The organism is Demequina rhizosphaerae, assembly GCF_000971255.1.
Lineage (GTDB): Bacteria > Actinomycetota > Actinomycetes > Actinomycetales > Demequinaceae > Demequina > Demequina rhizosphaerae.
The window spans coordinates 662500-676829 of sequence record NZ_BBMC01000002.1; the positions used below are offsets into that span (position 1 = coordinate 662500).

Genomic DNA, 14330 nt, shown 5'->3' on the forward strand with positions numbered 1-14330 from the left:
GCGGTGCCTCGGCGACCGGTCTCCCTCAGCCCTTGACGCTTCCGGCCGAGAGTCCACTCTGCCAGTAGCGCTGGAGGAACAGGAACGCGACGATCAGCGGGACGATGCTGATGAAGGAGCCCGTGATGACGGTCGAGAACAGCACCTCGCCGCCGCCGCCGGAGGTTCCGGCGGACTGCATCTGCGCGAGGCCGACGGTGAGCGGGTAGAGGTCCGAGCTGTTGAGCATGATGAGCGGCAGGAAGTAGTTGTTCCACGTCGCCACCAGCGCGAACAGCAGCACCGTGATGAAGCCCGGGACCATGAGCCGGAAGGCCACCTGGAAGAACGTCCGCAGCTCCCCCGCGCCGTCGACGCGTGCGGCCTCGAGCAGCGAGTCCGGCACCGAGTCCGCGGCGTAGACCCGCATGAGGAACACGCCGAACGGGCTGACCAGCGACGGCACGATGATCGCCCACACGGTGTTGGTGAGCCCCGCGGAGCTGAACAGCAGGTACGTCGGCAGCGCGAGCGCCGTGAGCGGGATCATGATCGCGCCGAGCACGATGCTGAACATCGCGTTCGAGCCGAAGAAGCGGTACTTCGCGAAGCCGTAGCCGGCCATGGTCGCGAGGAACGATGCGCCGACCGCGCTGACACCCGCGTACAGGAGGGTGTTGAGCGCCCAGCGGCCGAAGATGCCGTCCTTGTAGCCGAACACCGACTGGATGTTGTCCCACAGCGCGAAGCTGTCGCCGAACCAGAACCCGAACGTCGAGAACAGGTCGCCCGTGTTCTTGGTGCTGGCGATCGCGAGCCACACGAGCGGCAGCAGGAAGTACAGCGCGAGGGCCCACACGATGATCGACAGTGGGGCGCTGCGGTCGCGGCCGCGGCGGTGGCGCGAGGGCCGAGGCTTGTGGAGACCGGCGGCGGAGGCGGTGCCGCCGGCTGACATCGTGGCGGTCATCGCCGCACCTTCCTCTCGGCGCGCTGCGAGCTGAGCTGCACCACGTACGACATGATCGCGATGACGAGGCCGAGCAGGAACGCGATGGCCGCGGCGTAGTTGACGTCCTGGTTCACGAACGCGACGTTGTAGGCGTAGAAGTTCGGCGTGAAGCCGTTGGTGATGACCACCGGCGCGATCGCGTCGAGCAGCGCGGGCTCGTTGAAGAGCTGGAACGTGCCGATCACCGAGAAGATGACCGTGAGCATGATCGCGGGCTTGATCGCCGGGATCTTGATGCTGAGAGCGATGCGGATGCGGCTCGCGCCGTCGATCGCGGCGGCCTCGTACAGCTCGGTGGGGATCGCGCGGAGCGCGGCGTACATGATGATCATGTTGTAGCCGACGTACTCCCACGTGACGATGTTCATCATCGACCCGAGGATGCTCGACTCGCCCAGGAGGTCGGGCGGCTGCAGCCCCAGCGCCTCGAAGGCCTGGGTGATCGGCCCGAAGTCGGGGCCGTAGAGGTAGCCCCACATGAGCGTCGCGACGACGCCGGGGACCGCGTACGGCATGAAGGCGAGCAGGCGCGCGCTGCGAGCGGCGCGGGTGCGGCCGCTGTCGATCGCGAGCGCGAGGAACAGCGCGATGCCGAGCATGATCGGCACCTGGATCACGAGGAAGAGCGCCATGCGCCCGACGCCGCCGAGGAAGGCCGGGTCGGTGAGGGCCTCGGCAAAGTTCTTCAGCCCCACGAACGAGGTGCCGCCGATGAGCTTGCTCTCGAACAGGCTGAGGTACGCGGCGTATCCGAGCGGCACCAGGATCATCGCGATGAACAGCACCATGAACGGCACGACGAAGAGGAAGCCGGCGAGCGGGTGCCCGCGATGGCCGCGGCGAGCCGCGCGCCCGGGCGACCTGCGCGTCGCCGGCGGATCGGCGGAGCTGACGGTGGTGACGGCCATGGGAGGCCTCCTTCACTGCGTTGTGAGGGTGGTGGCGGGGGCGCCGATGCGCGGCGCCCCCGCCCTTGCTGCTACTCGATCGTGAAGCCCTGCTCGGTCGCGTAGTCGACGATCTCCTGCTGCCAGTCGTCGAGCGCGGCGACCGCGTCGCCCTTCTTCTCCCACGCGACGCCGACGGTCTCGTTGTACGCGGAGAGGACGAACTCGTTGAACGGGAGCCACTCGAAGGTCGGGTCGACCGTGGCGGAGATCTCCGCGAACTCGGCGTTCACCTCCTGGCCGCCGAAGAACTCGACGGGCTGGTCGGCGTACTCCGGGTCCTCGAGGAGCGACGTGAGCGCCGGGTAGAGGAACTGCTCGGTCGCGAACATCGTCGTCGGCTCGGGCTCGTGGTTGATCCAGCGCGCGAGCTCGTAGGCCGCGATGGGGTTCTCCGTGGTGGAGAGCACCGCGTTGGACGAGCCGCCCCAGTTGCCGGACACCGGGTTCGCGGCGTCCCACTGCGGCAGCGGCGCCGCGCGCCACTTGCCGGTGGTGCCCTCGGCGGTGCCCTGGAGGAAGATCGGGCCCCATGCGGGGACGAGCCAGCCGGCGTAGTTCCCGTTGGCGATGTTCTGGAACCAGTTGTCGGTCCAGCCCGCGTCGGTCGACACGAGGTCCGCCTGGACGAGGTCCTGCCAGTACTGCACGACCTCCTTGACCTCGGGCGAGTTCACGTTGATCGACACGGTCTCCGCGCCGTCGTAGCCGAACGGGTCGAGGCCCGCCTGCCACAGCAGCGCGATGAGCTGGACGGGCTCGTTCGCCGCGAGGTTCGAGATGTGCGAGCCGGTCTTGTCCTTCACCTGCTTCGCGGCCTCGGCGTACTCCTCGTACGTCTCGGGCGCGCCGTCGAGGCCGGCCTCCGTGAGGATGTCCTCGCGGTAGAGGTTGCCCATGGGGCCGGTGTCCTGCGGGATCGCCCACACGCCCGCATCGTTCGCCACCTGGTTCCAGACCCACTCGACGTAGTCTCCGCCGAGGTCGCGCGCGCCGTACTCCGACAGGTCGAGCAGCGAGCCGGTGAGGTTGAACGTCGGGATGTACATGTACTCGATCTGCGCGACGTCGGGGGCGCCCTCGCCGGACTCGAGCGCCGAGCGCAGCTTCTGGTAGTGCTCGAGGCCCTGGCCCACGTTCTCGACGGTGACGTCGATCTCCGGGTACTCCTCCTCGAAGAGCGCGATCTCGTTCTCGATGTCCGGCACCCACGTCCAGAAGGTGAGCGAGGTGGGAGTGCTCATGGCCTCCTCGAAGGCGTCCGAGGCGATGGGCTCGGCGCTCTCGCCGCCGTCCCCGCCGTCGCCCGAGCTGCAGCCGGTGGCGATGAGGGAGAAGGCGGCGGCAGTGCCTGCCAGCGCCATTGCTGTCTTCCGTGCCTTGTTCATTCCTGTTCCTTCTCTCTTACAGTCCCGGGTTCGGGGACTCGGGGTGCTCCGACTCGCCGACGAGGACCACCGTGGTCCAGGCGGCAAGATCCAGGTGATCGCCGGCGGCGTGCGCCGCGCCGTCGATCGGGTCCGTGACCGGCCGGGTGAGGGCGACGGTCGTGGGCGTCCAGCTCCAGTTGAAGACGAACCACACGCGGCGGCCGTCGGGCAGGGTGCCGGACGATTCGGTGACGGCCTGCGGCGGGTCGACCAGCAGGCGGTCGGCGGCCTCGGCGCCGAGCGCGTGGCCGACGACCGCGGCGGCGAGCTCGCGGGTCGGGACGCAGCCGACCGTGGTGACCCGCCCTGCGCCCGCCGGGGCGCTCGTGACGGCCGCGAAATCGCCGAAGCGCGGGTGGTCGTAGCTCGCGAGCACGTCGGCGCCCGCCGGGAGGAGCCCGTCGATCCACAGCTCGGCGCCGGCGCCCTCGGGCAGCGCGAGGGCCGGCGTCCCGGTGGCGGGGACCGCGGCGTCGAGGTTGGAGAACTCCTCGTACCGCACGCCGGCCGCATCGACGAGCCCCGGGGGCGCGACCTGGTGGCGGGCCCGCGCCTCGGTGTCCGCGTACGCCGTGCGCGGGCCGAGGACGAGGTGTCCCCCCGCCGCCGCGTAGTCGTCGAGCAGCGTGATGTCCGCGTCGGAGGCGATGTAGAGGCCGGCGGCGACCAGCACGGGGAAGCGGCGCGCGAGCTCGGCGGCGCCGAGGTCGTGCGCCTGACCCACGTGCAGCACGCGGACCTGGGCGCGCGCGTCGAACGCGCCGTTGTAGAAGGCGTCGACGATGCGCTCGTACGGATCGCCGGCGTCGCCGGCCGGCATCCGGAACGGCGGCTGGAACTGCAGCGCGTGCTTGCTCGGGAGGGACCACAGCAAGGCGACGTCCGCGTCGGGCTCGTAGCCGTCGAGCAGGCCGCCGAGGCCCTCGAGACGCGCGCCGATGCCCGCGATCTCGCGGTACACGCGGCCGGGCTCGAGGCTGTGCGGGAGCACGCCGCCCCAGTACGTCTCGGCGCCGTAGGGCAGGGTGTTCCACTGCCAGTACTCGATCAGCGCGGCGCCCCGCGAGATCAGGGAGAACGCGGCCTGCGCGAGCTGGCCGGGGTACGGCGGGTAGTTGGTGGCCGAGTCGCCGATCGCCTGCGCGTTGGTCTCGGTCACGAGGAAGCGCGCCTGCTTCGACGAGTACATGCGGTCGCCCTGGCGGAACAGCGTCGCGACGCCGCTCGTGGTCCAGTAGTCGGTGGTGGGGCGGCGGTCGTCGATCGCGAGGCGGTCCTGCATCCCGTAGTAGGGGTTGCCCGCCGTCACGGTGAGCGCCTCGGCCGTCTTCTGGTCGTCGAGCGCGGCGCGGGGGTACTGGAAGCACGTCGTGACGAACTGACCGGCGTCGCGATAGTCCTCGACGAGGCCGGCCTGCCACGCGATGAACTCGGCGGTGAGGTCGGCCTGGAAGGTCCGCCACGCGAGGTCGTACTGCGGGAACGAGTTGCCGTCGGGACGCCACAGCTCGGACCAATCCTGGAGGCGGTGCGACCAGTAGGTGAGGCCCCACTCGCGGTTGAGCGTGTCGACGTCGCCGTACGTGGCGGCGAGCCGCTCGACGAAGCGCGCGAACACGTGGTCGTTGTGGAAGATCTCGATGCCCGGCTCGTTGTCGACCTGGAAGCCGACCACCGACGGGTGGGACGCGTAGCGCTCGAGGATCGCGCGGACCAGGCGCTCCGCGCGGCCGAGGAACTCGGGGTGCGTGAAGTCCATCTCCTGACGGGCGCCCCACGGGATCGGCTCGCCCGTCGCGCGGTCCGCGGCGATCTCCGGGTGCGCCACCTGCAGCCACGGCGGCACCGCGTAGGTCGGGGTGCCGAGGATGACCCGGATGCCGCGGGCGTGCGCGGCGTCGAGCGTCGGGGCGAGCCACTCGAGGTCGTACTCCCCCTCGCGCGGCTCCCACGTCGACCACACGGACTCCCCCACGCGGATGGTGGTGATGCCCGCCTCGACCATGAGGTCGAGGTCGGTCTCCAGGCGGTCGTGACGCTGGTACTCGGGGTAGTACGCGACTCCGAGGTCGACGCGCCCCGTCGCGGCCGCGGTGCTGCTGTGCTCCATAGATCCACTCCGTTGTTGATCCGGCTTCGCACCCCGACTCGGTCTTGTTACCGGCCACATTGGTGCAATACGGCGATGTTACCGGTAATATCCGGATGTGCAAGCCCCGTGTTCATCACGGTTTCGTGATGTGCGAGCGGTACGGTGCGGGGACGAGCGTGCGACGAAGGGCGGACAGGCATGACTGACCAGGCGGTTCCCGCCGCGGAGCACCCCGCCGAGCGCAGGCCCCGGCAGGGGGCGGCCGCGGGCAAGCCGGCGACGATCTACGACGTCGCGCACGCGGCGGGCGTGTCCCACCAGACGGTCAGCCGGTACCTCAAGGGCTTCGAGGGCATCCGCCCGGAGACGCGCGCCAAGGTCGAGCGCGCGCTCGCCGAGCTCGACTACCGGCCCAACCTCACCGCCCGTTCGCTCACCACGGGCCGGTCCCGCCGCATCGGCGCCCTCACCCACGACATCGACAAGTACGGCCCCAGCAAGATCCTGGGCTCGGCCTCGGCGGCCGCGCGCGACGCCGGCTACGTGCTCGACGTCGTCACCCTCGACACGACCGACACCGCCTCGATCCGGGAGGCGCTGGCCATCATCGCGGAGCACGACGTCGAGGGCATCCTCGCGCTGTCCTCCACCGACGAGATGACGCACGCGTTCGAGGGGATCGACTTCCGCGTCCCGGCGCTCATCGCGGCCGAGCCCGACGAGCCGTCGCGGGTGCAGTCCCAGCTCGCGACGGTCGGCATGCCCGCGCTGGTCGCGCACCTCGCGGAGCTGGGCCATCGCCGGCTGATCTTCCTCGCCGGCCCTCACCACTGGTCCGCGGCCCGCAACCGTACGCGCGCGCTCGAGGTCGCCGCCGAGTCCCAGGGCATCGAGGTCGCCGCGGTGCTCGAGGGCGACTGGTCGGCGCGCTCGGGCCACGAGCTGATCCGCGACCTGCCGGAGATCGACGCGACCGCCATCGTGTCGGCCAACGACCAGATGGCGCTCGGCGCGATCCTGGCGCTCTCCGAGCGCGGGCTCGAGGTGCCCGGCGACGTCAGCGTGACCGGCATCGACGACCTGCCCGACGCCGCCTTCTACACGCCGCCGCTCACGACCCTCCGGATGGACCTCTCCGGACGCGGACGCGCGGCGTTCGCCGAGCTGCTCAGCAGGATCGACGGGTCCGAGGCGCACGAGCCCGCGCCGGTGCAGTCGGAGCTGATCGTGCGGAGCTCGACGGGCCCCGCGCCGCGTTGACCTCTCCACGCACACCCGGGAGCTCGACCCCGATCCGCGACTCTCCGAGCGCGACACGCCGCCGACACCCCCGGCCTCCGGTGACAGAGTGCCTCGGCTGCGTGGACAGGTAATCGCGAGAGAGGTCAGCGCGGGTTGCGGCGCCCGAAGATCACGTGGCCGAGCGGGATGAGCGAGCCGATCATCAGCACCCACCCCTGACCCGGGTCGTCCGCGTGCAGCCGTGCTCCCCCGACCAGCAGCGCGCAGAAGATCAGCGCGGACACCAGGCGCCTCGCCGTGAGCTCGAGCTTGGAGAACGTCTCCTCGAGACGCGGCGTCGTGACCGCGAGGTTGCCGGTCTCGACCTTGTGGAGGACAGCGTCGAGACGCTTGGGCATGTGGCGGATCACGCCGACGGCCTCGACCGCCTCGCGCCCGACCTCGCGCGCCATGCTCGTGGTCTCGTCGCGCAGCAGGCGCTGCGCGTAGGGCTCGACCGAATCCCAGATGTTGTACGCCGGGTCGAGCGAGCTGCACAGACCCGACGTGAGCGACACCGCGCGGATGATGAGCAGGAAGTTCTCCGGCAGCTGGAACGGCATCGTCACCATGACGTCGGAGAACTCGAGCGCGAAGTCGCGGAACTCGCGCGGGTCCACGCGCCGCAGGTCCGCGAAGCCCATGCCGCCGAAGCGCGAGAAGACCTGCGTCATCACCCGCTCGAGCTCGACGGTGTCCGCCGAGGGCAGCAGGACCCCCGCGTCGTGCATCGCGCGGACCATGCCCTTGCCGTCGCGGGAGGCCGCGGCGATCACGACCGCGCGCAGGGCGTGGCGCAGCCGGTCGGGCACCTCGCCCATCATCCCGAAGTCGACGAAGGTGAGCGTCCACTCGGGGCCCTCCGCGCCGGGCGCGCGCGGCGTGACGAAGAGGTTGCCGGGGTGCGGATCGGCGTGGAAGAAGCTGTGGCGGAAGAGCTGGTCGAGCATGACGTCGGCGAAGACGTTCGCGACCTCGGCCGGCGAGATGCCGGCGGCGCGGATGCCCTCCACGTCCGTGATCTTGATCGCCGTGACGTCCTCGAGCGTGAGGACGCGGCGGGTGGTGCGCTCCCACACCACGGCGGGCACGCGGACCCGCGCATCGTCCGCGAAGCTCTCGGCGAAGCGCTCGGCGTTGGCGGCCTCGTGGAGGTAGTCGATCTCCTCGAGGCTGGTCGCGGCGAACTCCTCGACCAGCGCGGGCAGGTCGACGCGCTGGTGGATGATCCGGATGCGCATGAGCCACATCGCGATGCGGCGCAGCGCGGAGAGGTCGACCTCGACGATGTGGCCGATGCCGGGGCGCTGGATCTTCACGACGACGTCCGTGAAGCCGACGGCGTCCTTGTCCGTCGCCGCGAGCCTGGCCCGGTGGGCCTGGCCGATCGAGGCGGAGGCGACCGGCTCCTCGTCGAAGCTCGCGTAGACGTGGCGCAGCGGCACGCCGAGCTCGTCCTCGGCGAGCGCGTGGATCTCGTCGAACGGCACCGCCGGGACCTCGTCCTGGAGGTCCTCGAGCTCCTTGGTGATCTCCGGCGGCAGCACGTCGAGTCGGGTCGACAGGAACTGGCCGAGCTTGATCATCAGCCCGCCGAGATCGACCGCGAGCGCGCGGAACCGGCGCGCGAGCCGCTGCATGCGGGCCTCGCGGGTGCGCTCGGCGATGCCGGACATGCCGAAGCGCGGAAGGAAGAGCTCGTACCACCACGTGACGATGAGGTGGCGCGCGGCGAAGCGCAGGATGCGGCGATAGCGGGCGCGTCCGCGGGTGGCGTCGGGCATCGATTCTCCTCGATCCCCGACGGCCCGACGGCGTGTCGTCAGCCCTGCGCGAGGATCGAGTAAATCCTACGTCGTGCCTCGTCCAGGACCTCGACGACCTTGTCCTGCTCCTCCTTGGTGCCCGTGCGGGCAGCCTGCGCGGCGGCCTGCGCGAGCTCGAAGCCGGACTTCGACAACGGGCCCAGCTTGGAGCTGTCCCACAGCGGCTGCGTCTCCCACGGCGCATCCTTCGCGGCCGCGGCGGCCTCGTCGCGGCCGGCCTCCGTGAGCGTGTAGATCTTGCGGTCCTGCTGCATCTCCGCCGCGACCAGGCCCTCGTCCGCGAGGAGCTGGAGCGTCGGGTACACGGAGCCCGCGCTGGGCTTCCACCGTCCGCCCGTGCGCTCCTCGATCTCGCGGATGATCTGGTAGCCGTGCATGTCACCCTCGTGCAGCAGCGCGAGGATGGCCGCGCGCACGTCGCCGCGGCCCATGCGGGTCCCCACGCGCTTGTCGAAGCTGCTCTTGATCTGGTCCATCGCGTCCCACATCGCGTCCATCGCGTCCGAGGGGCTGGGCGGGGTGAAGCTCCCGCGGTTCCCGGGGCGTGCCGTGCCGGTCATGGTGGCCTCCTTGCCGTCCGGCGGGATCGCCGAACGATAGCGAGCGATACATCGTTCAGTGTCGCTCGCGGGGGGACGATGCGCAAGGGGTTCGGGGCAGAAGGGCGCCCGAGCAGCCCGCACGTGGCGGTCGTAGGCTGGAACCTAAAGTCCCGCGCGAGGCGCGTCCGTCCCGTCCGGGCCCGCGCGACGGCGTGGAAGCCGCCGCCCCGTCCGGCGCCGCGACCGGTTCCCCGGCCACCCCGCATCGTCCCGGCTCGCGACGATGCGCGACATCGACAGCCCCCGAGCGCGTCCGCCGCGCCTGTGCGCCGCGGCCCGGGCGGCTGCCTCACCTCTCGGTGAAGGAGAGCGACATGGCCCTCAGCAAGCAGCGCACCTCGGACTTCGCGTGGGTGCAGTTCCTCAAGTGGGCGGAGGCGAACCACTACACGCTGCTCGAGTGCAAGCCGTACAACAGCGTGCACTCGGTGCATGCGCCGAGATCCGCGCACTACGACGTCTGCCACCACGACGGCACGACGTACTCGATGGGGGTCGACGTCAACTGGCCCGCCGGCGGCTCCGAGGAGCGGAAGATGCTCACCCGAGCGGTCCCCGTGGCGCAGAGCCTCGGCGTCGCGGTGACCTTCGCGCTCAAGGGAACCGCCGGCACCGCGGCGAACCACCAGACCCACCTCCATGCGGACCCCTTCTCGTACTCCAACCTGGGCGAGGGCAACTTCGAGCAGCCGACCGGCGACCCGACGGCCTGCCGCATGCAGGCCGCCCTGAAGTTCGAGCCGCGGCAGCGCGACAACCTCTTCGGGCCGCTGTCGCGCAAGCGCGGCTCGGCGGTGCGGATGGCGTCCCGCATGCACGGCGGCAAGCATCCCCACGGCATCGCGTTCACCCAGCGGGTCATCGGGGCGAAGCCGACGGGCGAGTGGGACGCGCAGTCGATGACCAAGCACGACCGGGCCGTCGCACGGATCCAACGGGTGCTGGGCCTCAGGCAGACGGGCGTCTGGGACGAGGCGACCGAGGACCGATGGCAGGCGTTCCTCAGGAAGCACGGGAGGTAGTCGGCGGCGCGCCGGTCAGGCGTGGACGGAGGACGCGACCAGCACCGCGGTCGCGATCACGACCGCGACGAAGAGCACCGACTCCCACCGGACGGCGGATCGGAGGTGCTCGTCCTCGGGCTCATCGCTCTCCGCGGCGTCCGTCCGGGCGGCGAGCCGCGGCACGATGCGGAAGTGGGTGTAGGCGCCGATCGCGGCCACCACGGCAACGAGCCCGACCTTGACCAGCAGCACGATGCCCCACGTCGAGGTCCACAGGTCGGAGAGCTCCTCGAGGATCTCCCAGGCGAGCACGACGCCCGCGATTCCGACCACGACGAACGAGGCGGCGGCGACCACGCCGAAGCGCGACGCCATCGGTCCCGCGGCGAGCGCGCGGCCCTCGCGGGCGCGCCGGCGCAGCACCGCGACGAGGGCGACCACGCCGCCCACCCACATGGCGGCCGCGACGAGGTGCGCGATGTCGGCGGTCAGCACGAGCCAGCGCGGCTCGGCGGTGTTGCTGTGGCCGCCGAGCACGTGGCCCGCTCCGGCGACGAGCACGCCGGCGACCGCGAGCCACGAGCCCGCGACGGTGCGGCGCGCACCGACGAGCAGGAGCAGCGCGCCGGCGGCCTGGAGTCCGAGCACCCACGCGAAGGTGCCCGTCAGCGCGTCCTGGAGCGCCTCGGCCTGCAGCCCGTCGGCGAACGACCCGCCCGCGATGAGGGCGGACCGCCCGACCACGCGCAGCGCGAGGCCGCCGAGCAGCAGGGCCCCGCACCACCGCACGCCCGCGAGCAGGCGGGGCACGTCGTCGGCGTCCCGGCCGCGCATCGCGAAGCCGGCGAAGGCGAGCACGCCACCGGCCACGAGCAGCGACCACAGCGCGATCGCTGCGCCGCCCCGGGCGACGATGCGCGCGGCGAGGTCGCTCTCGTCGCCGCCGGCGGCCTCCGGATCCATGTCCATCGTCGCCGCGGGTGACGGCGTCGCGGACGGCTGCGCGGTGGTCGACGCGGACGGGCTGGGCTCGCTGCTCGGGGATGCCGAGGCGGTGGCGGTCGCGGTCGGCGCGGGCGTCGCGCCCTCGACGTCGAAGCCGAACTCGCCGTCGAGCGGGTGCCCGTCCTCCGCGGCGACCGTCCACGCGACCGTGTAGCTGCCGTCGCCCAGCGGCTCGGCGGGCGTCGCCACGATCACGATGCCGTCGTCGGTCTGCTCGACCGCCGCGTCGACCGGCCCGTCCGGCCCGGTGATCTCCACGGCCTCGCCCAGGGGCGTGACCGGGAGCGTGAAGGTGAGCACGACCTCCTCGACGGCCTGCTCGACGGTCGTGCCGTCGGCGGGATCGGAGTGGTCGAGATCCGTGTGCGCCCACGCCGCTCGGCCGTCGACGAGGGCGAACGCGAGCGCGAGGGCGGCGACGAGCGCCCATCGGACGGCGACGGCAGCCGTGGTCGCGGTCGATCGGCTCGGGGCGGGGACTCTCCGACGGTCGGACATTGCCGCCCACCATAGGCATGCCCCTCGCGATCACGCGAGGGTGGGGACCGCCCACCACGCCGGCCGCCGGTGGCGGCCGAGGGCCTCCCGACTCGGGCTCGGCGGCTACGGGGCTCCCGCGAAATCCCCCGATCCTGCGTCCATCTCCCGCCGCAGGAGGCGCGCGGCGACGATGCACGCGGCAGCCCACGTCGCGGGTGCGCAGATCCAGATCCAGTTGAGCAGCTCGTAGGTGTACCCCGACGCGACCGCCCCGAGGGCCACGATGACCTCGATCGCGCCGGCCACCATGAGCAGGTAGGCGGGGACCACGATGCTTCCCGGGCGCGCTGCCTCCTCGCCGCGCGGCAGCCAGCGGAGGGCGGTGCCCGCGGCGATGTCGAGCAGGCCGAGGACGGCGATCAGCCACGAAAGGATCAAGGTGTCGAACACGCCGTACGGGTCCGTGCCGGAGATCCCCAGGAGGGTCAGGCCGAGCAGGCCCCGCGCCAGCAGCATCACGACGAGCACGCCGAGCGCGACCCGCCGCTTCTGCGAGCGAGCGACGAGATGCGCGGCCAGGGCGGCTATTCCCGCGGCCCCGAGAACCTCGTGGATCCCCAGCCATCCGATCCCCGCCTCGACGTCCGCGATGCGCGTGTCGAGGAGCCGCACCGCGGAGAGCAGCGCGACCGTCGCCGCCGCCCAGAGTCCCGCCGCGATCCAGGCGTAGGTCACCGGCTGTCGCAGACCTCCGAGCCTGCCTCCCGGATGGGTCGGGCGAGCGGACGCGGGCGCTGCTCGGTCGCCGCCCGATGTCGGGTGAAGCAGGGCACGGTAGGGATCGGCCTGGTCGGCGGGCGCGGCGGCGGGTTCAGCGATCGCGGCCGGCTCGGCTCGGAGCGACGGCTCCGGTTCCGGTGCGGGAACAGGCTCGGGCTCCGGTTCGGGTTCGGGTTCGGGCGTGGCCTCAGGTTCCGGTTCGAGTTCAGGTTCGGCAGCGGGGACGGGCGCAGGCTCGGCTTCCTGCACCGGCACCTCGCTCGTCTCCGGCTCGCGCGGCGCAGGTGCCCCGACCACGTCGAAGAGCCGCGCGTCACCTGATCGCAGGAACAGGACCGGGGTCGCGAACTCGACCTCCTTCATCGCGCCGACGATCGCGCGTCGCGCGGGGGCGATCGCCGCGTCGATCGGCAGGCCGCGCGCGAGGCCGTCGTAGAGGCTGTCGCTGAACGCGATCGCCGCCTCGTCCGTGATCTCGAACTGCATCGCCACAACCGCGGGGATGTCGAACTGGACGAGGCTCGTGGCGACGCCCGAGAACGGGTCGATCCTCGAGGTGCGCGCGCCTTCGCACGCGTTGAGCACCACGAGCCTCAGGCTCATCTCATCCTGGAGCATCGCGCCGAACTGCCGCCCCGACACGTCCTGCGCGCGGCCCTGCGGGGTCTCGAGGACGAGCACCCCGGACTCGGTCGCCTCGTCGTACGCGCCGTGACCGACGTAGTGGACGATGTGGATGTCGTCGTCCTCGGAGATGCGGCGGCCGATCTCCGCGAGCGTGGCACGCTCGAGCCAGACGAGCTCGACGAGCCCCTCCCCGATAAGGCCGCCGAGCGCCTTCTCGAGGTTCAGCCGCTCCGTCTCCACGTCGAGCTCGGGGTAGCCGACCGGGCTGCTGACGATGCCGAGGACCCGGAGCGGCGGCTTCACGACGTGCGGCCGGGTCGCCGTGTCGAGGTCGAGGGCGCGCACCACGGGGGTCTGCACCGACTGCGCGATGAAGCGCGGCTGCTTGTACAGGAACTCCCACGGGAGGCGCATCAGCTCGGGCGCGCCCGACAGCCGCAGCGTGATCCGGAGCCCGCGCGACTCCGCCGATGCGTGTGCGCGCGCCGCGTAGTAGGCGGTGCCGACGTCGTCTCGGATCAGCGCGTCGAACAGCGACGCCCCGAACCGTTCGACGGTGGCGAGCCGGTCATCGGCGCCTGAGCGTCGGCGCCGCGAGAGCCCCACGCGTTGGACGAGCCTGTCGAGGTCGTCGTCCGCCACCGGCGACACGAAGGTGCCGCGCGCGATCTGCCCCGCCGATGCCCGTGCCACCACGCGATACGAGTCCGCCGAGTCGCGATCGATCCGCAGCTCGAAGTCGTCGTAGCGCTGGTCCGCCACCGCCATCACTCCACCTTCGGGCCGCCCCACCTCAGCTGGACCCTGAAGTTCGCCTCGCCGCTCGCGCGCGCGATCACAAGATTGGAGTCCGCGGCGATCGTGACGGCGAACTCGACCTCGATCTGCTCGGGGCGCCCGGCCGACTCGCGGATGCCGGCGACGATCCCCTTGACGACGGGACCGATCCTCGCGACGACATCCTCGAGGCTCTCGGTCGCCTCGACGACCGCAGCGCCCGGCCTGCCGCTACGCATGACGGGGCCGGTCGAGGCGTCGGTCGCCTCGACGAGGACCGCGGAACCGTCCTCGGACGTGAACGCGAGCAGGGTCGACATGCCGCTCCCCCTTGGCACCTCTCACCATCATGCGACCAAGTCACGCGGGACGCCAGAGCCGCGGGCGACACCGCTCCGCTCCAGAGTCCGCGACAACCGGCAGGCATGACCGCCTCGCGCCATTCGACGAGGCGCCGCACGAACTCGCGGACACGAGCAGCGGCGCGT

General features: G+C 71.6%; 11 protein-coding genes. 2 read left to right on the forward strand and 9 right to left on the reverse strand.

What is annotated here, in order from left to right; translation table 11 throughout:
* Positions 1-25 precede the first annotated feature (25 nt).
* The 4 genes from AOM07_RS03190 to AOM07_RS03205 all read right to left on the reverse strand — a co-directional run bounded on the left by AOM07_RS03190 (position 26) and on the right by AOM07_RS03205 (position 5478).
* Positions 26-949, reverse strand: coding sequence for a carbohydrate ABC transporter permease (locus tag AOM07_RS03190; RefSeq protein ID WP_062311310.1), 924 nt, complete (start codon positions 947-949; stop codon positions 26-28).
* Positions 946-1899, reverse strand: a complete 954-nt coding sequence (locus AOM07_RS03195) for a carbohydrate ABC transporter permease (protein ID WP_062311312.1) — start codon at positions 1897-1899, stop codon at positions 946-948. The genes AOM07_RS03190 and AOM07_RS03195 overlap by 4 nt, the downstream gene beginning before the upstream one ends.
* A 71-nt stretch (positions 1900-1970) precedes the next feature.
* Positions 1971-3326 carry an extracellular solute-binding protein gene (locus AOM07_RS03200; protein WP_228374359.1) on the reverse strand — a complete coding sequence of 452 codons (1356 nt, stop codon included), beginning with the start codon at positions 3324-3326 and terminating at the stop codon, positions 1971-1973.
* A 16-nt stretch (positions 3327-3342) separates the two neighbouring features.
* A complete protein-coding gene (locus tag AOM07_RS03205) occupies positions 3343-5478 on the reverse strand; it encodes a beta-galactosidase (RefSeq protein WP_062311316.1) in 2136 nt (711 codons plus the stop codon).
* A gap of 180 nt (positions 5479-5658) precedes the next feature.
* Here AOM07_RS03205 and AOM07_RS03210 point away from each other — a divergent pair, with 180 nt between their 5' ends.
* A complete protein-coding gene (locus AOM07_RS03210; RefSeq protein ID WP_062311318.1) occupies positions 5659-6720 on the forward strand; it encodes a LacI family DNA-binding transcriptional regulator in 1062 nt (353 codons plus the stop codon).
* 125 nt (positions 6721-6845) lie between these two features.
* On the opposite strand, the gene AOM07_RS03215 is transcribed toward AOM07_RS03210, so the two are convergent.
* Together AOM07_RS03215 and AOM07_RS03220 are read right to left on the reverse strand one after the other, a co-directional pair.
* A complete protein-coding gene (locus tag AOM07_RS03215; protein WP_062311320.1) occupies positions 6846-8525 on the reverse strand; it encodes an ABC1 kinase family protein in 1680 nt (559 codons plus the stop codon).
* Between the two features lie 38 nt (positions 8526-8563).
* Positions 8564-9064 (reverse strand): PadR family transcriptional regulator, encoded by a 501-nt coding sequence (locus AOM07_RS03220; protein ID WP_439644883.1) that lies wholly within the window; start codon positions 9062-9064, stop codon positions 8564-8566.
* Between the two features lie 419 nt (positions 9065-9483).
* Between AOM07_RS03220 and AOM07_RS03225 the strand changes: the two genes are divergently transcribed.
* On the forward strand, positions 9484-10191 hold the full coding sequence (locus AOM07_RS03225; protein WP_062311326.1) for a hypothetical protein: 708 nt from the start codon (positions 9484-9486) through the stop codon (positions 10189-10191).
* Positions 10192-10206: 15 nt separating this feature from the next.
* On the opposite strand, the gene AOM07_RS03230 is transcribed toward AOM07_RS03225, so the two are convergent.
* From AOM07_RS03230 to AOM07_RS03240, 3 genes are all read right to left on the reverse strand, one after another.
* Positions 10207-11676 (reverse strand): copper resistance CopC/CopD family protein, encoded by a 1470-nt coding sequence (locus AOM07_RS03230; RefSeq protein ID WP_062311328.1) that lies wholly within the window; start codon positions 11674-11676, stop codon positions 10207-10209.
* 105 nt (positions 11677-11781) lie between these two features.
* Positions 11782-13833 (reverse strand): CHAT domain-containing protein, encoded by a 2052-nt coding sequence (locus tag AOM07_RS03235; RefSeq protein WP_062311330.1) that lies wholly within the window; start codon positions 13831-13833, stop codon positions 11782-11784.
* Complete coding sequence (locus AOM07_RS03240; protein ID WP_062311332.1) at positions 13833-14162, reverse strand: CU044_2847 family protein; 330 nt, start codon at positions 14160-14162, stop codon at positions 13833-13835. The genes AOM07_RS03235 and AOM07_RS03240 overlap by 1 nt, the downstream gene beginning before the upstream one ends.
* Between the last annotated feature and the right edge of the window lie 168 nt (positions 14163-14330).